The sequence below is a fragment of the Paenibacillus sp. JQZ6Y-1 genome (assembly GCF_040719145.1).
Classification (GTDB): domain Bacteria; phylum Bacillota; class Bacilli; order Paenibacillales; family Paenibacillaceae; genus Saccharibacillus; species Saccharibacillus kandeliae.
The window spans coordinates 111,786-132,597 of sequence record NZ_JBFDUZ010000004.1 but is presented as its reverse complement, the minus strand read 5'-3'; the positions used below and the strand labels follow the sequence as shown (position 1 = coordinate 132,597).

The 20,812-nt window shown below is 47.8% G+C and carries 18 protein-coding genes; 5 read left to right on the top strand and 13 right to left on the bottom strand.

Annotation, left to right across the window (positions count from 1 at the left end):
- Window positions 1-138: 138 nt before the first annotated feature.
- Entirely contained in the window at window positions 139-936 is a 798-nt protein-coding gene (locus tag ABXR35_RS18995; RefSeq protein WP_367063617.1) for a hypothetical protein, read from the bottom strand.
- A 323-nt stretch (window positions 937-1,259) separates the two neighbouring features.
- On the opposite strand from ABXR35_RS18995, the gene ABXR35_RS18990 reads away from it, so the two are divergent.
- Window positions 1,260-1,688, top strand: coding sequence for a GNAT family N-acetyltransferase (locus tag ABXR35_RS18990; RefSeq protein WP_367063616.1), 429 nt, complete (start codon window positions 1,260-1,262; stop codon window positions 1,686-1,688).
- Between the two features lie 161 nt (window positions 1,689-1,849).
- Here the strand turns inward: ABXR35_RS18990 and ABXR35_RS18985 are convergent, their stop codons facing one another.
- Window positions 1,850-2,410 (bottom strand): hypothetical protein, encoded by a 561-nt coding sequence (locus ABXR35_RS18985; RefSeq protein WP_367063615.1) that lies wholly within the window; start codon window positions 2,408-2,410, stop codon window positions 1,850-1,852.
- Window positions 2,411-2,695: 285 nt separating this feature from the next.
- Here ABXR35_RS18985 and ABXR35_RS18980 point away from each other — a divergent pair, with 285 nt between their 5' ends.
- Complete coding sequence (locus ABXR35_RS18980) at window positions 2,696-4,063, top strand: DUF2252 domain-containing protein (protein ID WP_367063614.1); 1,368 nt, start codon at window positions 2,696-2,698, stop codon at window positions 4,061-4,063.
- A gap of 192 nt (window positions 4,064-4,255) precedes the next feature.
- Here ABXR35_RS18980 and ABXR35_RS18975 read toward each other — a convergent pair whose 3' ends face one another.
- The 4 genes from ABXR35_RS18975 to ABXR35_RS18960 form a co-directional block, all read right to left on the bottom strand.
- A complete protein-coding gene (locus ABXR35_RS18975; protein WP_367063613.1) occupies window positions 4,256-5,632 on the bottom strand; it encodes an amidohydrolase family protein in 1,377 nt (458 codons plus the stop codon).
- A gap of 328 nt (window positions 5,633-5,960) precedes the next feature.
- A complete protein-coding gene (locus tag ABXR35_RS18970; protein WP_367063612.1) occupies window positions 5,961-6,788 on the bottom strand; it encodes a carbohydrate ABC transporter permease in 828 nt (275 codons plus the stop codon).
- A complete protein-coding gene (locus ABXR35_RS18965) occupies window positions 6,788-7,654 on the bottom strand; it encodes a carbohydrate ABC transporter permease (RefSeq protein WP_367063611.1) in 867 nt (288 codons plus the stop codon). The genes ABXR35_RS18970 and ABXR35_RS18965 overlap by 1 nt, the downstream gene beginning before the upstream one ends.
- A 465-nt stretch (window positions 7,655-8,119) precedes the next feature.
- A complete protein-coding gene (locus ABXR35_RS18960) occupies window positions 8,120-9,355 on the bottom strand; it encodes an ABC transporter substrate-binding protein (protein WP_367063610.1) in 1,236 nt (411 codons plus the stop codon).
- A gap of 416 nt (window positions 9,356-9,771) precedes the next feature.
- On the opposite strand from ABXR35_RS18960, the gene ABXR35_RS18955 reads away from it, so the two are divergent.
- Both ABXR35_RS18955 and ABXR35_RS18950 read left to right on the top strand, forming a co-directional pair.
- Window positions 9,772-10,074, top strand: coding sequence for a hypothetical protein (locus ABXR35_RS18955; protein WP_367063609.1), 303 nt, complete (start codon window positions 9,772-9,774; stop codon window positions 10,072-10,074).
- Between the two features lie 57 nt (window positions 10,075-10,131).
- Window positions 10,132-10,404: a YesK family protein gene (locus ABXR35_RS18950; protein ID WP_367063608.1), complete on the top strand. Its 273-nt coding sequence runs from the start codon at window positions 10,132-10,134 to the stop codon at window positions 10,402-10,404.
- A 298-nt stretch (window positions 10,405-10,702) separates the two neighbouring features.
- Here the strand turns inward: ABXR35_RS18950 and ABXR35_RS18945 are convergent, their stop codons facing one another.
- Window positions 10,703-12,355 (bottom strand): diguanylate cyclase domain-containing protein, encoded by a 1,653-nt coding sequence (locus ABXR35_RS18945; protein WP_367063607.1) that lies wholly within the window; start codon window positions 12,353-12,355, stop codon window positions 10,703-10,705.
- 216 nt (window positions 12,356-12,571) lie between these two features.
- Between ABXR35_RS18945 and ABXR35_RS18940 the strand changes: the two genes are divergently transcribed.
- Window positions 12,572-13,198 (top strand): hypothetical protein, encoded by a 627-nt coding sequence (locus tag ABXR35_RS18940; RefSeq protein ID WP_367063606.1) that lies wholly within the window; start codon window positions 12,572-12,574, stop codon window positions 13,196-13,198.
- A gap of 67 nt (window positions 13,199-13,265) precedes the next feature.
- On the opposite strand, the gene ABXR35_RS18935 is transcribed toward ABXR35_RS18940, so the two are convergent.
- The 6 genes from ABXR35_RS18935 to ABXR35_RS18910 all read right to left on the bottom strand — a co-directional run bounded on the left by ABXR35_RS18935 (window position 13,266) and on the right by ABXR35_RS18910 (window position 20,685).
- Window positions 13,266-14,234, bottom strand: a complete 969-nt coding sequence (locus tag ABXR35_RS18935; protein WP_367063605.1) for a nucleoside hydrolase — start codon at window positions 14,232-14,234, stop codon at window positions 13,266-13,268.
- A gap of 157 nt (window positions 14,235-14,391) precedes the next feature.
- Window positions 14,392-15,198 (bottom strand): metallophosphoesterase family protein, encoded by an 807-nt coding sequence (locus ABXR35_RS18930; RefSeq protein WP_367063604.1) that lies wholly within the window; start codon window positions 15,196-15,198, stop codon window positions 14,392-14,394.
- 87 nt (window positions 15,199-15,285) lie between these two features.
- Window positions 15,286-16,284 carry a glycosyltransferase gene (locus ABXR35_RS18925; protein ID WP_367063603.1) on the bottom strand — a complete coding sequence of 333 codons (999 nt, stop codon included), beginning with the start codon at window positions 16,282-16,284 and terminating at the stop codon, window positions 15,286-15,288.
- A 303-nt stretch (window positions 16,285-16,587) separates the two neighbouring features.
- Complete coding sequence (locus ABXR35_RS18920; protein WP_367063602.1) at window positions 16,588-17,124, bottom strand: GNAT family N-acetyltransferase; 537 nt, start codon at window positions 17,122-17,124, stop codon at window positions 16,588-16,590.
- A gap of 176 nt (window positions 17,125-17,300) precedes the next feature.
- Complete coding sequence (locus ABXR35_RS18915; RefSeq protein WP_367063601.1) at window positions 17,301-19,253, bottom strand: ABC transporter substrate-binding protein; 1,953 nt, start codon at window positions 19,251-19,253, stop codon at window positions 17,301-17,303.
- A 232-nt stretch (window positions 19,254-19,485) separates the two neighbouring features.
- Window positions 19,486-20,685, bottom strand: a complete 1,200-nt coding sequence (locus ABXR35_RS18910) for a phosphotransferase (protein WP_367063600.1) — start codon at window positions 20,683-20,685, stop codon at window positions 19,486-19,488.
- Between the last annotated feature and the right edge of the window lie 127 nt (window positions 20,686-20,812).

Genomic DNA, 20,812 nt, shown 5'->3' with positions numbered 1-20,812 from the left:
TTCTGTCGCTTCTTGTTGTGGGTTAATGCTTGATTACAGATAACCAATTGCTGATTCTTCCGATGAATCCTGCATGGTTCTTCGTTCATTATAAGGATGGATTGACCGTCAACAAGCGCAACAGCGCTCATTCCTTTTTTACTGCAATTCGAGACTAGCTGGTGCCAGTTGGAGTGTTCCGTTCTCATACTTGTACTCGGCGTCGAGTTCGCCAATATACGTCATCATGCCGACTTGCAGTGAGTATGTCGCAGACAATGTATTGCCTTGGACATCATATTGCTGTACCGCACCACCTGTCACGGGTGCATTGCCCTGCGTTACATCTGGCTGCTCTGCCAGCTGCTTGAGCGGGATCTGACTGGTTTTGCCGTTTAACGTAAGCTCCAGATTGCTGCCTTGTACAGTGGAGCTGAATTGATTGTCGATTGCTTCCTTCAACGATTGAACCGGAATGCTGTCACCATTCTGGCGGAATACGTGTACTGTATTGGTTTCGACTCCGGTGCCATAGCCGGACGTCAGATTAATGATCCATTCTTTCTGTCCATCACCATCCAGATCGGCGGTGAAAATCTGCGGAGCATAGGTCGGGTTCTGTACCTGTGTGCCAGACAGGCTACATTGGAAGACCGATGTACGCAGAGTCAATTGTTCATACATGCCCTCCTCGTCAGCGATACCATCGATTTGCACACCGAGATCGCTATCCGATGCGATGATTTGACGATTGCCACGATCGTCGTCGCCGATTGCTTCGTCGTTATCACTCACCGTATCGCTCACAGCAACTGCGTTGTTTGGAACCGACTGGTTCGCCATACTGGCTTGATTCTGGCACGATTGCAAGCGTGCCGCCGATACCGTTTCAATACATACTGCACTCAAAATCAAAGCCAAAAACAGCCATTTTTTCATATTCTTTTTTATATTCAAAGGATTGCCTCCTGAAGGATTACACTGATAATATTACAAGTTAAGGCTCCGCTTCGGAAAATCAGACAGTGCGGAGCAGCCTGTCTGACTGGATTATTCGGTTTCTACTTCTATGCTAAGGCTTATTAACCATAATTACCAGAAAAAATTGAAAATTTCCGAACAACAATTCAAAATTGGAGCGTTGTATCATAATATAGAACAAACGCTCCTAGTTTCGATTCCTTGATCCATCTTTTTCGTCTGTTATCCGATGTGTATATACGGAAATAGACGATCCATTCGCTCTTATCACATCACCCTCTGCAAAGGAGAATTCATACGTGCTTACCATTCGTGAAATGAACATCACTGACTACAAAGATATGATTCAGCTCTGGCAAAACACCGAAGGAATGGCATTAAGTGAAGCCGATTCCCAAGACCACATTCAGCGTTATCTGGAACGCAATGCTGGTTGCTGTTATGTAGCTGTCCACACCTATGAAGACCGACATGAACTGGTCGGTACACTGCTTGCCGGGCATGACGGTAGACGCGCGTATCTGTATCATATGGCTGTGCATCCCACCTGTCGCGGTCAGGGTATTGCTCGCAAAATGCTGGATGCCAGTACAGCAGCGCTCGCAGCGCAAGGCATTCACAAAGCGCATCTATTCGTTATGGACAGCAACACCAACGGACAGCAATTTTGGAGCGCCAGCGGCTGGCAAAAGCGCGAGACATTTGGTGTATTTTCCAAAGACCTGTAATACGGCATACACATACATTATGCAAAGCTGACTACGAAGCTATACAAGCACATCCGTACCATACACAAAACAAGCCCTTCCGATCTTATGAACGGAAAGGCTTGCTTCTAGAATGAGCATCCTATAGTCATTTTCCTTCGCAGAGATTCCTTCAACAAAGATTATTTCAACAGATAGCGCTTGAATCCCGTTACAGCAATCGTAAACAAAATCCAGTAAATTACGCCTCCAAGCAGAAGGTATTGGTAGATCATCATTCGATTCATACTTTCACTGCTATTCGTGCCAAACATCGCCAACCATATGATCAATAACACCGGAGCCGACATAATGGTCAGAAACGTTCCCCATCCATTCCGAAAAATTCCTTTGAAATCCTTCAGGCTAAAAATCGTTCCATACAAAATGCAAATGATAGCGATCAGAACCAAAGCACTGAACGCAGCTCCCATCCATAGCCCACCTGCAACAAAGGAAGCACTAAATAACAGCGTATACGCCGCACTGCGCATGATATTCTGGCGGATGCTCACTTGTTCACCTCTGCTAAACCATTGAATGCCCTGTATGACGGCACTGGTGTACAGAATACAAAGGAAGATAAGATTGAACGCCAGATCCATTTGATCATATCTATCTAGTAATATCGTATACATGCCCGCCATCAATACGCCTAGAACAACGACACTCGCACTCATTTTCCATGAAGGTTTCCAGTTCATTGTGATGTCTCCCGTCTATATGTATTGTTGTTGTCTATGTACTGCTTCTCTTCGATTCGATCTCTTCATGCTCGCTTCTGCTTCTTCTTACTTATACGCACACCTACATTTACTTACATCCACATTATACCTTTTATCCCTATCAACGCCAACTACACAGACGCTAACAACGCATTGTATCATCCTATGATGTAGAAGAAGATATGGAATATTGCACTTTTACCAGTGCATCCTTTACGCTATGATTAGAGCAACATGGAAGTGGAACGAAGGGAGCGGATCAGGATGAACAATAGCATAACGCAAAATGTGATTATTACGCGTAATAAGCTGCGCCGCGATACATTGATCTCAGTGCTGGATGAATTTGACGGCAAGATCATGCAGCTGGATACCGATAAACGGGCGGAAAAGTATCGCAAAATGTCGCAATCGGCATTTTCGTTTTTTCGCGGGAGTGCGTATTTGTTCTATTTTGACGCAACCCGGCATTATTTTCCGTATCATACACCAGTAGAGCGACCGACGTGGATTCAAGGGGATTTGCATTTTGAGAATTTTGGCGCATTTCGTAATGAGTCCGGCGAGATCGTCTATGATGTAAATGATTTTGACGAGGGGTATGTAGGCTCATATCTGTACGATGTGCTGCGTATGTCGGTTAGTATTGCGCTTGTGGCTCGGCAGCTGGGATACGATCAAGCTCAGCAATTGGATGTGTTAGAGCATTATGCCCGCTGTTATTACAAGCAGATTCACCGCTTTGCACAAAAAAAGGATGATCCGGGCAAATACGTTATGGATGAGAAGCACGCTAGCGGTCCAGTTCGCAAGTTGCTACGCAAGCTAGAGAAACGCCGTCAGGGACATTTTCTGGAAAAGGTAACGGCGGTCATGCAGAGCGACCGTGTCTTTTTGGAAAATAGTGAGCTGGTCGTGCCCTCTGCTCAAGAACAGCAGCTGCTAGAGCAGGCATGGAGTGATTACCAGCAGACTTTATTGTGCTGCGAGGATGATGTGAACCATTACCGGATCAAGGATATTGCGATCAAGCATGGCTCCGGTACGGCATCCATCGGATTGGATCGCTATTATGTACTGATCGAGGGCGGTGCAGCGCAGGAGGGCAACGACGATTTGGTGCTGGAAGTGAAGGAAGTACGCGCACCTGTTCCGGCTTATTTCCTCCCGTATAGCGAATCGTTCTGGCGTACATTTGCCCAGCAGGGCAAGCGCGTGACAACAACGCAGCAGGCAATGCACCATCATGCGGACGCCTATCTCGGCTATATTACGCTCGATGGACGCGACTTCTACGTGCGTGAACGTTCTCCTTACAAAAAACGTCTCAAGCTGGAGCATATTACCGATACCGATTGCATGAACAAAATCCTGTCTGTCATGGGCAGTCTGACTGCCAAAATGCACGCTCGCGCTGATTCTGATCTCAGCAGCGGCATTCTGGATTACCACAGTGAACGCGAAATCGCCAAGGCGATGGGTGACAAGCCGGACGGCTTTGTCCAGCACATCTCCCGCTGGGCGTACGGTTATGCCGATCAGGTAGAAAAGGATTATGCGTTATTCTGCGACTGGTCCGCTTCGTTTCAAACGCCAACCTCCAATGCTGAGTTTGCACGAGTTGAGCAGTGAGGTTGGGGAACTATAAATAACGATAAAGGTATAAAATACCGCAAGCTCGGACTATTCCTATCGTCAGGGCTTGCGGTATTTGCTGTTCCCTATTCAATGAAACGTGTGCTCGTTATCCTGAATGTTACTCAACGACTAACCTGAGCAGGCTCCTGCAATTACCAGTTATAAATATAAGTTATCTGTTATCTGTTAGGAATACAGCACACGATCTGCATCGCTCAAGGTATACTGCGAAGCCAAATAATCACGGCTTTCCTGTGCCAGACGGCGAATGCGCTCCATATCGATACCCACCAGCTTGCCGTGACGTTTCACCGGACGTCCCGCTACGAAGACGGTATCCACATTGGACGCATTGGCGAATTGCACAACCGCCCCAACCGGATCAATCACTGGGAACAGATTGAGTTCATCTGTGCGAATCATGATCACATCGGCTTGATGACCCGGTTTCAAGCATCCGATGCGGTCGTCTAACCGCAGCGCCCGCGCACCTGCCGTGGTAGCGAATTCGAGCGCCTGTCCAGCGAGTACATTCAGCTCGCCCGGCATTTGCCCTTCCGCTAGAATCTGTTCATTCACTCGTGCTCGTTCCGCCTGCAACGCAAATTTCATCTGAGCGAACAGATCGCCCGCAGTCGATGTCACCACATCCACTCCAAGTGTCGGAATGCCGCCCTGCTCTAGGAAAAAGCCAGTCGCTGGATAGCCGTGTCCCATCATCATCTCCACCTCCGGTGTAACGGATAGCGAAGCACCAGCGTCCACGAGCATTTTATATTCATCGGTTGCCATTTTGTTGCCATGCACCATGTTCAAATCCGGTCCTAGCAATCCGGCTTCATACAAGCGTGTTACCGAACGATCCTGTGCTCCCCAGCTGCCAAAGCCGATGTGCATCGAACAGACCGCATGCAGTTCGCGGGCAATGCCAATCTCCTTCACCGTTGTATCCCAATGACTAAATTCTGGACCACGAATCGCTAATCCCATCGTCAATAACTGGTTATCTGAAGCAAAATACTGCTTTTTCACTCGATATACATCATCCGAGATGACGAGCTTGCTGTCACGGTTCCAATATTCCGTCTCCCCATTGACCCCCATAGCAAATACCGCTCGGATGCCGGATTCCTGCAAGCCGTGGATCAAGGCATCGGTATGCTCCGGCGAATACGGCATACTCCAATCAAGCAGCGTTGTCACGCCTGAATGAAGCGCTTCCAAAGAACCGAGTAGATTAGCAATATAACTATCCTGCGGGCGTAACTTGCTGCCCAAACCGCCATAGTACAAATTTTGCAAATAAACGGGCAACGACCAGTTGGTTCCTGCTGTGCGCACGAGCGACTCCCATACATGCCGATGCGTATCGACCAAGCCCGGCAACACAATCATGCCAGAGGCATCGATCACCTCGTACCCTTCCGATGGCAGCTGAATATCCGTTCCAATCTGTTCAATTGTATTGCCGCGAATCACAACATCCGCTTGTTTCAAAGAACCAAGTGAAGATTCCAGCGTCAACACGGTACCATTTTTCAACATATAGCCTTCATTGTGCATGGAAAAACCCTCCTTGATAAACTGGATAAGATGGATAAATAAGGTATACATCACCATCATATATTATACTAATTATAGTTACAATATAAAAGTTAGTATAATATATAGGAAATGAAATGCTCCCTATACTCTACCTCTCTTGCCCATGATTCCAGTGCAACATTCCATCAAAAAAAAGCCTGCTACCGCAACAACTGCGATAACAGGCTTATTTTTGTTGTAAACATCAGGCTCGTAGGCTCTCCTCCCATTCATATGGCAATACAGGAAGCCTACTTCTTACACCAGCGTATGCTACCATACGATACGTTTGATGATCCCATGACGTTTATTTTACCGAACCGCGCGTTACGCCGCTAATGATCCATTTCTGTGCAAACAGATAGATGATAATTATCGGCAACATTGCCAGCAGGTACGAAGCGAATGCCAGATTGTAGTCTGTATTGAATTGCCCTTGGAAAATGTACTGCACCAGCGGCAGTGTGTACATACTCTGGTCGCTGATAATAATGAGCGGCAGTAAAAAGTCATTATACGTGGATAGACAAACCAGAATCCCCACCGTTGCATTGATCGGCGCCATCAGCGGGAAAATAATACGCCAGAATGTACCCCATGTACTCGCACCATCCACTGTCGCCGCTTCCTCCAATGCCACCGGAATCGAGCGAATATAGCCCACATACACAAACACGTTAAACGCGAGCGCGTACACAGTATGCAAAATGGTCAGCCCGACCAGATTGGTCATATGCAGAGCAGCGGTCAGCTTGACGATCGGCAGCATAATGATCGGAAATGGGATAAACATCGCACTGACAAAGTAGAAATACAGACCTTTGAAAAACTTGCTACGCTCCATATTGCGTCCAATCGCATAAGCGACCATCGAGTTTGTCAGCAGCGTCAGTAGCACCGTTGCAGTTGTAACCATCACACTGTTACGGAACGCTTGGAAGAAGTTGGTCACTTTGATGGCGCTGGCAAAGTTGTCAAACCGCCACTGCGTCGGCAAGCCGAACAGCGATTGCGCCATCTGCTGCGGGTCTTTTAATGCAATCGTTACCGCCATATAGAGCGGGAACAGAATAATAATTGTACCGAGCGCGACCAGAATATTAACTGGCCAATTCGTTTTGGTAAATTCCTTCATTACATATCCATCTCCCTTCTTTGCAGGAAGCGAATTTGCAGAATCGAAATGATGGCAATTACGATAAAGTAGATGACTGAGTTCGCAGACTGATATGCAAACTCTCCGCCCTCAAACCCACCAGTATAGATCAGAAATGAGATCGACTGTGTGGCACGTCCGGGTCCACCGTTGGTCAATGCAACGATCTGGTCAAACACCATCAACGCATTCTTCATCGCCAATACCATATTGATCGTGAAAAATGGAGCGATCAGCGGGAAGGTAATGCTCCAGAACTCGCGCCATTTGCTCGCTCCGTCCAAACTGGATGCTTCATACACATCGCTCGGAATCGTCTGTAACCCAGCAAGATACAAAATCGTATTGAGCGCGATGCCCTGCCAAACAGCAACGATCACGACCCCGATCCAAGCAAGACTTTCGTTACCAAGGATGTTGGTAGACAAGGCGTTGATGCCCAGCGATTGCCCCCAAACGGTAAACACATTGGAGAACAGATAATTGAATATGTAGCCGACGATCAGCACACTGAGGATATTGGGTAGAAAGTAGATTCCTCGGAAGAAGTTGCGGAATCGAATACTTGCATTCAATCCCAGTGCAATGACCAGACTAAAAATGTTCACGAGTATAGTGACCACAACAGCGAACTTGATCGTAAACCAGTACGCGTCACCGACGACATTGTCGGTAAACAGATTGATATAGTTACGCAGTCCGATAAAGTCGTACGTTTGACCGAAGCCGTTGTAATTGGTGAACGAGTAATATACGCCTTGGATTGCTGGTAAGGTCAGGAAAAGAAAAAACAGCAGCACGGCGGGTATCGTCATCCAATAGTAGGTGTACATGCGTTTGGACATAAATAACTCCTTTCTGCTTGGCTGTGGTGGAACAACTTTAGCTTGGATGCGGGGGAGCGCTTCGGGAAGGGATAAGGGGACGGGACTCCGGTGGAGCCGCGGGAATCTTTTGGAATGGGAGTGAATGAAGATTCCCGCGGCTCCAAGGTCGCCCTTTCCCCTTATTCCCTTTCCTCCGCTCCGTGCATCTTGCTTCATGTTTCCAACAGCCTTGCTCGCCCTGTGGGCGTAGCGGGTGGTAGGTTGAAGAGATTTAGAGATTGAAAAGCGTTGGTTACTGGTAAGGATTTTGGTGAGAGTTGATTGGTTTGGTATTAGTGGGACGGTTGTTGATTGGGCTAGGGTCGGTTGATTGGTTTCGATTAGATTTTAGGATGTGGCATGGGTTGCTTTTTTTGTTTTTTGGATTGTAGAGATTGGTAATGTTTTATGATGGTGGCTGGTTGTTGAATGTTTGTTTTTGAACTAACTGGCTCGGCGGGCGGCTACTTTGTCCCATTCTTTGTCCAAGGTGCTTAGGAAACCGTTGATGTCTTTGTTTTGTAGGAAGGCTTGGACGGTTGGGTTGAGTTGGACGGCGCTTGGGATGTAGTGGTCGACGAAATCGACGATTTTGCCTTGTTCAAAGTAGGGCAGCAGACCGGAGACGCTTTCGTCTTTTTGCTGCACGCCATCTACGGCGGAGAACAGGTTTTGTTGGTCGATGTATTGTTGGCTGTTTTCTGGTTCCAGCAGGAAGGATATGAATTGCTTCGCTTCCTCTGGGTGTTCGGTTTGGCTGGAGATGGTTAGCAGTGTATCGACACCAGCGGTTAGTTTGTTCTGGGATTCGTCATTGCTTGCTGGTAATGGGAAGAAGCCCAAGTTGATGTCTGGATTGACTTTGCGGATCTCGGAGATTGCCCAGCTGCCTTGAATGTACATGGCGGCTTGACCGTTGCCGAATGCGCGGTTGCCGTCGGCGTAGCTTTTACCGAAGTTGTCGTTGTGACCGTAGTTCAACAACTCTAGCTGCTTTTTGGCAACTTCCTGATATGCCGCCTGAAAGGTGGTTTTGTTCTCGCGGCGTTCTTTGTAAAAGTCGATACCGACGAGAGAGCCGCCCATATCGTTGAATGGCAGATTGGTTTGCCAGTCGTCTTTGTAAGTGAAGTAGAATGGAATCGTTCCGCCCTCTTTGGCTTTTTTGGCAGTGGCGATTAGCTCATCCCATGTTTTCGGCACGGACAGACCGAGCTTTTGGAAAATGTCCTTGTTGTAAATGACACCGCTCGCGTTGAGTGCGAATGGAACACCGGTGACTTCCTGCATGCCGGTCACATCATTCAGCATCTGTACGTAGTTGGGTTCGACCTTTTGCAGCAATGGATCGCCGGTTAGGTTGAGGAAAATGCCGCTCTGAGCGAGCAGCGAATATGTATCGGTTGCACCCAAGCCGATAATGTCCGGCACGTCATTTTTGACGACACGCGTCTTCAGTACAGTTTCGGCATCCGGTGGATTCACTTGTGTCACCACGATATTCGGATGCTGTTCATTGAATTTGGCAACCAGCTCGTCAAAGCTTGCTTTGGCTTCCGGTTTGTTCTGGAAAAATTCCAGCTGAACGACATTGCTGTTAGCGGCATTACCGCTTGTGCAGGCAGAGAGTGTCAGCATAAGCAGCAGACCTGCCAAACATGCACTTCCCCATTTTCTCATATTCACATCCCCTTCAAGATTGATACATACGGCATTGTCGGTTACTACCATACCGTTATTGTAAAGCGCTTACAATATGCTTAAAGTGGCAAATGATACGGATATGTTTGAACTGTGATGTGATTTTGCACATTTTAAGCAGTACTCTTTTCCTACACTAAGATAACCTTTTCCTTGTCCTAAGAAACCGTTTACAACGCATTTTTTATAGATATGACGAAAGGAATTATTTCCCATTCGTCTGTTAGCGAGTTTGCGCAATATGATGAGACATAAAAGTAAAATTTATCCTTTTCAAGCAATGAGATATGAAACGTACGAAGGGATCACAATGGTTACAGACAGGGCGTTTTTTATTGCTGTCAGGAATGGTAAACTGAGAGGGAGTCTGTTTTCCATGAGAGGAGTCTGCCAAAATGCAACCTATTCACCCGCTTGTCTATGCCGGACTGGGTGCCGGGGTGATTATTTATGTGATCGGACTGCTGCTGGTGCGATTGGTACCGCAGCCGCGATTTTTCCGTTTTGTACCGGGACTGCTTAGCCTGTTGGCGAGTCTGATTATACTGTATTTGAATTTGAGTGTGTACGCACAGTCGGCAGCTTGGACAGGGCTTGCAGCCTTTACACTGTCATTGATCGGCACATCGCTGATCGGTCTGGTGCTGCTGATGTTTCAGCTATTTTATCAACAGTCTAAAGGACGAACGAGTTCGTAACATGACTCAATATGAAACATAACGTTTGGAGATCGCAAGCGCTTAGGAGATGATGAGATGGGAGCTTGGTTACTTGCGGGCGGGACGGCGGTTGTGCTGCTGCTCGTCAGTATTATTTTGAGTGTGCGGAATCGGAATTCGCGCAATATTCAGTTTATTCCGGGGTTGATCGGCGTGCTGGTTGGGGCGTTGCTGCTGCTATTCAGTCTATTTCAATCCGGTTGGGAAGGGTTGGGCTATTTGATTATGGCAGTTCTGGTCATTCTCGGGTCATTAGCTACACTGTTTATTATGCTGGTCGTCGGTAAACGAATTGCGGGTCAGCGGTAAGCGTTATGAACCGTTCGTGTGGATCATGAATATATGGTCTGTTGAATAGCAACTATTAATTTATGAATCCAGTAGGAATTTGCCTGAAAGTAAAGTTTGAACGAAACAGCGCGTTTGGTCCTGTTCCATAGGATCAAACGCGCTGTTTCCTTTCTATTTTCGTTTAATGACCTGAACGTATCAGAGATGCGCGATGAATGCTGCACTTTTTGACAAGTTGAGGTTTCGTATGCTTGGTTTATTGCGCTTCTACGCGCTTCAACCATTCGTTGCACCCGCTAGTTCCTACATTTTATGCTTACTCGCCTGCCGCGCACAACTGCTCCTCATTGTAAAAGGTCATCCGGTTCTTGCCTGCACGTTTGGATCGGTACAGCGCCTGATCTGCCATGCGTACAATCTCAATCGGATTGTCGCTGTCGGTTGGATATAACGCACCGCCAATGCTGCATCCGATCATCACTTTCTGGTATTCCAGCATAAATGGGCGATTCAGCTGTTCAATTATAGCGGCACCATATTCCATGCCCTGCTGGTGCGATTGCTCGCATGGCGTATGCAGCACAACCAGAAACTCATCTCCACCCAAACGCACCGTAATATCGCCGTCGCGGGACAAATCGGTCAGTCGCTGTGCTACCTTTTGCAGCAAATGGTCGCCTGCCTGATGTCCCAGCGTGTCATTGACCTTTTTGAATCCATCCAGATCAATATACAGGAAGCACAATTGCTGCTGTGTATCATCCAACGTCGCCAGCGTTTGCTCCAAATATTGCTCCAATGCATTGCGATTTGGCAAGCCAGTCAAATGATCGTAATGCGCGATCGTCTGCATCTGCCCCAGCTCCACATCTTTTTGCGTAATGGAGCGAACCATGCGTTTGAGCGAGCGAGACAGGATAATAATCTCCTGAAATCCGCCTTTTTCCGGTAATTCTACCTCTTCACCCGCAGCAAGACGGTTGGCACGATTGGTCAAACGACGAATGGGCGCAGCGATTTTGCCTGCCGTAAACCAGCCGATGAGTGCAAACACGACAGCAGCCCCAATAGCTGCCAGCGTAGTAAAGCGATTCAACTCCGCCACCGAAGCAAGCGCGGTAGATTCTGGCTGGCGTACAAGTACAGTCCAGCCAAGACCTTTGTAATCCATATAGCCATCACCGTAGGCATAACCAGTCAGATAGCTTTTGCCGTCTGGCCACTGCTCTAACTGCCAGCCCGATTGACCGGATTGCGCCAAGGTCACACTTTCGAGCGGCAGCGCTTGACCGACCATCTCATCCGGTCCGAGCAATATGGTGCGGTCTTTGCGACTGACGATGAACAGATCGACGTCCTTTTCGTCATGACGTAGCGAGGTGAGCATGGAACGCTTAACCTCGCGCGCCCATTCCCAGCTCATATGGGCCGCCAGTACGCCAATCGTACGTCCCGAATTATCCGTGACTGGCAGACTAATATCGACGAATTGCAGTGGCTCGCCACTTGGATTCGGAAGCAACTTGGCAAGCAAAACGGCATCATGGACGTCACCGATAAACTTTTGCTTGATCCCCTCCTGATAGACGGGGCGCTGCGACAAATCTTGACCTAGTAAAATATCCCCCGTTGATGCCAGTACTTTGCCTTTCGTATCCATATAGCCGATCCATGAAAACGATGGGAAACTGGTTTGCAGCTGATTCAGCATTTCGTGAATATCCTGTGTTTGGATATTGTCGATCAACACAGGCAGCCGTGCCAGCATGTCTATTTCCCCCGAACGCGTCCACATAAAATTATCCAGCTTATCCGCCGTATCATGTGCCGTGCTGGACAACGATTCCCCTATTTCGGTTTTGACACTATGCGCCGCATAACGATTGAGCACGAATCCCAATGTTAGCGACAAGACGAGCGACATCACAATAAATGTAATGATCAGACCCGTACGTAGCTTTACTCCCATCCCATTTCCCCCACCTATGTATATGATTGCTAGATAGCTTATAGTAACTGTATCGGTGGCAGGTATAGTTTATTGAAGATTTATTTGTTGAAACATGTATATTTTTGATTTTATATGTCGAAAATATATTACTTTTTGTTGTATCTAGGTATATTATTCTTTGATTACTTATTGCTAATTTTTCAATTTAAATTATGAAGGAGAAAAGTCGATAAAATGGATACTACAGAAAAATTAGATTTGATAGTTACTGAAGCATGGAAGATATTTAATCATCAGTTTCTAAATGGTCGTATACAAGTAGAGAAAGAAGCGCCATTCCAACACCATTTAGCTAATATCATTCGAGATTTAGGAAATTTGTATTGCTTTTCAAGATCCGAGACTTTTATAGTTGATTTGGAAACAAAGGAATTAAATATACGTAAAAAAAATAAATTCATCGATATCACATTCGGCTTCTATGATGGTCCCAAATTACTTGCTAAAGCAGCTATGGAATTAAAATTTAAAAAGAAAATTCAGGGAGCCGAAGATTTTGCGAGAATTGATTCTTATCAAGACATAGAGAGCCTGGAATATTTTTTAGAACGAGGCTATTCTAATGCTTATTTTTGTATGATTGCAGATGATTTAATTTATTCCAAAGCTTCCAAAATAGCAACTACAGGTGATATTTTTTCTATGCGAGAAGGTTATGTAACTCCTATAAATATCCCAATTTCAAATGCTAACTGTAAGGGTAGGAAAGATGTTATTGTAATGTTCAAAAAAGCACATACATTTGAATGGCAAGTGCAAAATGGCTATTTATTTTTGTGTATGTTTCTACATAAAGACTGAATTTCAAAATAGTAAAGCAAAGCTTGTTTGATGGACAAACAAGCCTTGCTTCAATCTAATAGTCACATTACTGAATATCCTTTAACACATCTAGTAGCATCTGTTTAAACAATGGACGATCAATGCCTTCGCATACTCGTACATTCGCCTGCTGACCCAGTCGTCCGTTAATATCGACCACGCTGTAGCCGCGCGTCCATTCGCCCTTCGTTTCCACATCGACAAAGTAATCATGCGATTCTGTCATGACCGCTTCATTCGCCGCTACTGCCATCAGCAGCGTATCGGGATGTGTCGTGCCGTTCAGACGATGCACCTGCTTGTTGAACTGCATCACCACTCGATTCACATCAATGAAAAATTGCGAGCCAGATGTACCTAGCGCCTGAATCTCTGCATGATCATCATCGTCCATTAAAGAGTGACGCGTACACATTTCCCAACCAACCATCGTGGTCGGAATGCCGGAGCGCAGAACGATATGCGCCGCTTCAGGATCAACGTAGAAATTATACTCTGCCGCAGGGGTAATATTGCCGAGTGCGTTGTTGGTGCCACCCATCACGTACAAATGTGGAATTTTCGGTACTATGGTAGGGTCTTTTTGAATCGCCATCGCGATATTGGTGAGCGGTGCAATCGCGAGCAGATGGATCTCGCCCGGATATTGGTGCACCGTTTGAATTAGAAAATCGACAGCATGACCGTCTGCTGGACGCTGGATGGCTTTCGGGAAATTAGAGCCGCCCATCCCGTCGCTGCCGTGCACATCCTCCACTGTCCGATGATGCTCTGCGTTCCATGTTGTCAGCAGCGGACGTTCACAGCCTTTGTAGACGGGAATCTGTCCGTTTGCTCCACCTTTACCAGCAACCTGAATCGTATAGAGCGCATTCTCCACTTCTTGGTCAAATTGTACATTGCCGCCAGTCATCATGATGCCCTGTACATCAAAATGGTGCAATGCAGTTAAAATGGCGATTGTATCGTCACCAGCGGTATCGGTATCAATAATAGCTTTACGTAAGGTCGTCATAGCGTTCTCTCCTATTCGGGTATGGATACATTTCATCGGAACATAATACATTGATAGGAACGGCATATAGATAAAGGCATGAGCAATGACATATTGGGCAAACAGAGATATAGCATCATGCTCCACACCGTTTTTCTTTTCTTCTCTTCTAAAGTTGCTATTGATCTCGCAGTGCCAGACCTGTACGAAGCGCATATGCCCAGTCATGTCGTCCAAGCATGGCTGCTTGCGTTGCCGCGTGCTCCCAATCATAAACGATAGAGCGGTGAGTCACATTCCAGCTTCCGTCGGTATAGTCCAGCACAGCATACTGAGCATGTGGAACACGCGATTCCATCACATGCTCGTACGGCAGATCATCATGGTAGGCAGGTAAGCCGACACTGCCCGGATTGATGATCATGCGACCGTCAGGTAAGTATTTTAGATTCGGCACATGCGTATGCGCGCACAGAACAATCGGCTGCTTAATCCCTTCCAGCAGTTGGATCAGTTCTTCGTCGGAACGCCAGTGTACGCCATCGGATTGAATCGTTTCCAGCAAAGGCACATCGTCTATCGTTGGCTGCGCATGACACATGTACAGGTCTTGCGTCGTTCGTGTTAGGGGCAAATCTAGTAGCCACTTCATCTGCTCCACACTCAATTGCTTGATCACATAGTCAAATGTGGCATTGGGTGGCGTGATTGGCTCGGTACGCTTTTGTAGACCATCCGATTCATCAGCGTTCCTTAGGAGTCCAGCTTGCAATTCGCGATCCTGATTACCGCGTACGGAGAGAATTGTTCTGTCCATCAGCCGTTGCGCCGTTTCTCGCGGATACAGCGCTCCATATACGCTGTCGCCCAGATTGTAAATGTCTGTAATCCCCTGCGCATCTATATCCTGTAGCACGGCATCCAGTGCAGCGATATTGCCGTGAATATCCGCGATAACAGCGATCTTTTGCCCTTCGGTTGCCATACCATTCACCTCGAGTATAGTTTGTCCTGCATGTGTTGGGATCGTTTGCTATGTGCTAGCGTGTGGCTACTGTTGTGGCGTTGCTTATCACTTCAGCCAGTCGGAGTAGAAATTCTGGTAGCCTTCCTTCATGATCCGACTCGCAAAGGTTGCAAAGGCGTAGTCACGGTTGTCCTGTGAATATTTGCGCGGCGATGAAGCTGCCATATTGACTAGCTCGAACCAGTTACGCTCATTACCAGCAAAGGAATGGGTAGAACTGATATGGTCGTAGCACGGATGCTCCGGCTTGACGACGATTTTGCCCATAGCGAGCGCTTCGGTCAGCGGCATCGCAAATGTATCGAATCGCGAACAGCTCCAATATACCTTCGAGCTATTCATCAGCTGAAATACTTCATCCTGCGACAGCGCGAATTGCAGCTTCACATTGGACGGAATATCGTACTTCTTCATACTTTCACGGTATCGTTCCCCGCCGAATACCATGTACACTTCCTTGTCTGGGTTATGGCGCGCGTATTCGATCACCAGATCGGGACGACGATTTTCTTCATCCCTACCGATCCATAGGATTCGATTCTCGACTACCTCGTCGGGGTTGAAATGCTTTTCAGCTAGCTGTTCACTGAATCCGATGGGAATCACATCCACATTGGTTACGTTGAATTGCGATGCCATTTGTCTTTTTAGAAACGGGGTCTGTACGACTGCCCGATCCACCATACTGTAAAAGGGCTTCATCATCTCGTACCCAGTCAGCGCCGGATCAGGGAAGCTATGCGGAAATAGCACACTTTTCGGCAAAAACATCTTCAAAAAGGTAAATCCAGACACTGTATACAGCACATGCTCAATATGATGATTATGTATCTGATCCAGCACGATGTCATAATTGACCAAATCGCCCTTCTCATGCTCATAGCCGGGCAACCAATCGTACCCGCTCACATGACGCTCTGGCGAAATAAAGACCACTTCTACACCCAGCTCCGCACTCAGCGCCTTCAGTCGTTCGGCAAACACCCGTGGCCCCTGATTCTCGGTAAACTGGATTTTGCGCATAACCAATCCGATCTTTGTCATGAATCTATTCGTCCTCCCGTTAGCCTGTCATCGTCATTACCACTATATCGAGTTTGCCGCCATCTGCCAACTGTACGACTGGATGTGTACACGCCAAAAGCCCTGTCGGATAATGTGGTCATTATCTTACAGGGCTGTAGGTATCGTGTTGGATAGGCACGGATAAGATCAGCATCGTATGCTATATAGTGATGGATTATTCCGAAAGGATTACCATTCTACATTGTTGCTTATGTCTACCTATTTATACTTTTGGTTGTATGGATCATTGGATGGTCAGACTCATCGTCTTGTAGCATCTCACTACGCTTGGAAGCCCTTTGTACTTGGGTCTTGAAGTAATTTGTAGTACAGATTGGTCGCATCCAAACCGCCATGTTCCGAGATAGCGAAGTATGGAATCTGCCCTGCCTGAATATAGCCGAGCGACTGGTACAGCAGATTGGACGGATCGCCATCACGCGTATCCAATACAAGTAAAATACGATCCGCCTGCTCCGCAACCTGCTGCGCCTGTTCCATCAGCAGACGAGCGATACCGCGGCGACGAAACTTTGGATGTACCATCAGCTTGGCAATATCCGCACGATGCGCACCATTTGGTTTGCCGCATAACTGTACCTGCACCGTTCCTGCCAGCTGCCCATCGACCTCGGCAATCAGCACAATCACCCCCGGTGTCATCACGCCCTGCCAGTATTGCTCCGCTTCCTGCTCAGACAATGGTGGCAAAAATCCAATCGATGCTCCATCGTGTACGACCGCAATCAGCATCTCCGTTAATGCTGCCAAGCGGCTGTCCAGCTGCTCTACTGTATGAATATGAACCGATGTTGTCATATGCCCTCTCTCCCATGCAGACAGTACCACCACGAAGGATGAACCGCTGCTGTCTATATCTCATATTTCGTTACCATCAGCGCCTGTCGGTTCTGTGTCAAACGATATCGTTAGTATAAAATCCGTTGGTGGAGAGAAAAAGGGCAAACCGATCATGCTAGTTTTCCGCTTTTATCCTATTCCCTTACGTTCAACGAGTCCTCTTCGCGAAACCATAGTTTGCTAAAATCAACCCAACCGCGTTCATTGATCTGGACACCGCGCAGCGAAGGGTGAAATACCATCGCCGCCGTCCGTTCTGTCAAAAAGACGCAGCTGTACGTTTGACGCAGCTCGGCATGTACATCATGCAGCCAATCGTCAGCGGAAAAAGAACAGGAATCGTCGCTCTGCATAGGCTGTACATCATAGGGCTGCTTTTGCTGCTGAACCGGTCGACCGTCATCCATTCGGATAGGGTCGTACTCCGACAACAAGCGGTCAGTCCATGTCCGTAGCCGTATGAGTGGCTCATCAGGCAGGAAACGGCGAATCAGACTGTTGCTGGATTGGAGATATTCCAGCTGACGATGCAGCCCACCGCTCACAACGGCTTCAAATAGCAGTATATCCGCCGTTTCCCATATCGACGCACTGTTCAGCTCCAACCACGGCACCACATGCACCGATATATGGATGCCGATAGCAGCATATGATTCGCGCAACCAGTGCGCTGCTATCTCATGCCGCTGGAAAGTGTAAAGATGTAGTTCTCTACCGTCATATGTAGATTGCTGTACCTGTTGAAGGGCACGCTGCAAATCGAAATCCACACTAACGGTGTCTGTATTGAAGAAATGCTCGTCTTCGTTTGTAATATCATTTTGCAGAGATGCCGAAGAATGGAAGATGTCACGCACCATTAGTCCCATTGCTGGCATCCCATACGTATCGCCAAGCGTCCTCATCATGTCCAGACGATCTACACCATAAAACAGTGCCTGCCGCAGCGCCTCATCCTCTGCCAATATGCCATGTCTTCGATTCAGCATCAGCATGGAGACACCAGTTGGCATCTCCTGACGCGGCAAATGCTCAAACACTTTCGTATCAAACTCTCCCGTCAACACCGTCAGCACACCCGGACGATAACCGGACGCTGCCGACATTTCCTGCTGCGGTACGATCAGAATCTCAATCTCGTCCAGCAAAGCACCTTGACCATAATACGAGGCAAAGCGTTCCAGCACACATTTGCCCGCTGTACGTTCCGTCATTCGATACGAGCCAGTTCCCATCGGTAGGGTGGCAATAGGATTCGTCGCCGCTGGCATAATGGACGCACCACTATGACTAAGCAGCAGCGGCAGCAATCCATTCGGCTGCATCAGCTCAATCACCACCTGATGTGAATGGATGGCATGCACCTCTTTTACCGTTTGCATCAACCAGTGATGCGCATACGTTCCGTTCATCAGCCGCTTCAAGCTGACAACCACATCATTCGCCGTCAACAGCCGTTCATCATGAAAACGTATATGCTTATACAGGTAAAAGGTCCATTTCATCCCGTCCGCACTACATTCCCAATCATATGCAATGCCCGGCTGCACCGAATCGGTCAGCACATCGTATTCCACCAGCCGACTGTAGAGCTGGTACACCAGCTGCGTATCAAAGGCAAATCCCGCATCCGCCGGGTCCAAACAGACAATGGGACGATAAATTGGCAATCGCAACGTTTCCCTACGCAACGCCGCCCCATCTTGACCGTTCCGATCACTCTGGTATCCAAAATAACTGCCTAGCCAGTCCATGAAAACAGGCTGTACCTCCACCGGAATTCCCGGCTGATGCAGCCAGTCAAAGGCTCCCGGCACATCCCCATGCTGTACCCGTTCCTTCGCTTCATCCAGCACCACCTGCGCTAGCGGACGGCAAAAGGTCAGCACCGACGTATGCCCACGCCCGCGACCGGATACAAATACAATCCAGCCTGCTTCCGTCAAACGAGAGGTGATCAGACGCGCATTGCGCGAAGTACAGCAAAGTGCCTCGGCAAGTTCTGCCATCGTGACATGAAACGCTTCATCCTGACCGCGCTCACGCCAGCACAGTCTCAAACGTACATACTCCTCAGCCAGCCGCATCCTCTTCCACCTCCGATTTTGTTGATCTAGGACAGATTGGCAGGAACGATCTACTGTCCAGACAGATGAATGAATACCCGTGAGCATGATGCAATTCCGTATCTGCTTCATCTACTGCTTGTGGATGGCAGGGCACGAGTGGATCATCGTTCTATCATCTACATCTGTATCTCACGGGTATGTTCTGCACATCCATCCATCGCACTTCGCTTTTCATGCAAAAGAAATCAGCCTACGATTCATCCACTGTATGCTTACGAACCGACAGCCATCTCTCCACACATTGCTTCAAATGCTGCTCTGTCTCTGTCTGCTGGGCAAGCAGCTGCGCTCGCGGCCAAATGGGTGGTTCGTGTAGCAGATCATTTTGGATCAAGAGCAGCATCCATAACGAATACACAATGGCATACACCAGATAATCGTGCTCAAATGACGCAAAGGACATATACTGCTGCGCCAGCCCCATACTATCCTGCTCTCGTTCAGAAGATTCGGACGATGCACGCAGCGCTCGTTCAGTCAGCCAATAACGTTCCAGCAATGAATGACGCAGCGCCGCATTCATCACACGCGGAAACAACGGATGCGACAGATCAATCAAATGATACAAATCCCAGAACCTCGAACCTAGATGACTATGTTCCCAATCCAGCAAAATCAGCTGACCCTGCGGATTAACGCCATAATTACCTGCATGCAGATCGCCGTGCAGCAGCACAGGTGACTGAGATGCTAGACACTGTACCATTTCCGCTATATCGTGCTGCAGGATCGGTAGCCATTGATCCGTTACCTGCTGGGAATCCGGTTCCGTTGCATGAGTATCGAAAAGATCAAATCCTTGCGACGAACGTATTGCTGGCAGTTGCAGCAATATCTGCTGTGCCTGCTGCCAGCGCGATAAGATGGATGCCGCAACATCGGACAACGGCGGCTTTTGCCCGACTTGTGGAAATGCTATCAAATGTCCAACATCTACTCTATGCCAGTACGCCATTTGCTCCACTATCTGTAGCAGCTGCTCATCGGCATGCACATGATTTAGCACACCGATGTCCTCCATTACAATCCAGCATGACGGATGAATGATATACTGTGGCATACCTGCTGTATCATTTTCTGCGTTGGTTGCCCATTGATGCAGCTTTGCCTGTTCCTCTGCTGGCGCGGCGCAGACAAGCAGCTGCGGATACTGAGGTGACGTAGATAACGTTTCTAGCAGTGGCATCACTTGCAGATATGCCCTGATTTCACGAAAGGTATGTTCGCCCTGCGGGAGCGGCTTGTAAATATAGCTGCTACCATCCTCTAGCCAAAAGCGCTGTACCGAATGTCCATGCAATCCGGTGTATACAATCTCTATATGTACTGCCAGCTGCGGATTCAATTGCCCATCGCGCCCGACAAGTGATGTCCAATCTACCATGTTCATAAAACCTCCTCCTACCCACCTGTCAAAACGCCCGTGTCCGTGTTAATTGTGCGTTCAGCAATACATCATCTAGCTATACTTCATGTTCAAAACATTGCCGTTCTAACGATATGTATTACTATATCAC

Coding starts and splice junctions, on each gene's coding strand:
- ABXR35_RS18985 (WP_367063615.1), bottom strand. CDS start 2,410: ATGAACTGGAAACCTTCATGGAAAATGAGTGCGAGTGTCGTTGTTCTA.
- ABXR35_RS18980 (WP_367063614.1), top strand. CDS start 2,696: ATGAACAATAGCATAACGCAAAATGTGATTATTACGCGTAATAAGCTG.
- ABXR35_RS18975 (WP_367063613.1), bottom strand. CDS start 5,632: ATGCACAATGAAGGCTATATGTTGAAAAATGGTACCGTGTTGACGCTG.
- ABXR35_RS18970 (WP_367063612.1), bottom strand. CDS start 6,788: ATGAAGGAATTTACCAAAACGAATTGGCCAGTTAATATTCTGGTCGCG.
- ABXR35_RS18965 (WP_367063611.1), bottom strand. CDS start 7,654: ATGTCCAAACGCATGTACACCTACTATTGGATGACGATACCCGCCGTG.
- ABXR35_RS18960 (WP_367063610.1), bottom strand. CDS start 9,355: ATGAGAAAATGGGGAAGTGCATGTTTGGCAGGTCTGCTGCTTATGCTG.
- ABXR35_RS18955 (WP_367063609.1), top strand. CDS start 9,772: ATGCAACCTATTCACCCGCTTGTCTATGCCGGACTGGGTGCCGGGGTG.
- ABXR35_RS18950 (WP_367063608.1), top strand. CDS start 10,132: ATGGGAGCTTGGTTACTTGCGGGCGGGACGGCGGTTGTGCTGCTGCTC.
- ABXR35_RS18945 (WP_367063607.1), bottom strand. CDS start 12,355: ATGGGAGTAAAGCTACGTACGGGTCTGATCATTACATTTATTGTGATG.
- ABXR35_RS18940 (WP_367063606.1), top strand. CDS start 12,572: ATGGATACTACAGAAAAATTAGATTTGATAGTTACTGAAGCATGGAAG.
- ABXR35_RS18935 (WP_367063605.1), bottom strand. CDS start 14,234: ATGACGACCTTACGTAAAGCTATTATTGATACCGATACCGCTGGTGAC.
- ABXR35_RS18930 (WP_367063604.1), bottom strand. CDS start 15,198: ATGGCAACCGAAGGGCAAAAGATCGCTGTTATCGCGGATATTCACGGC.
- ABXR35_RS18925 (WP_367063603.1), bottom strand. CDS start 16,284: ATGACAAAGATCGGATTGGTTATGCGCAAAATCCAGTTTACCGAGAAT.
- ABXR35_RS18920 (WP_367063602.1), bottom strand. CDS start 17,124: ATGACAACATCGGTTCATATTCATACAGTAGAGCAGCTGGACAGCCGC.
- ABXR35_RS18915 (WP_367063601.1), bottom strand. CDS start 19,253: ATGCGGCTGGCTGAGGAGTATGTACGTTTGAGACTGTGCTGGCGTGAG.
- ABXR35_RS18910 (WP_367063600.1), bottom strand. CDS start 20,685: ATGAACATGGTAGATTGGACATCACTTGTCGGGCGCGATGGGCAATTG.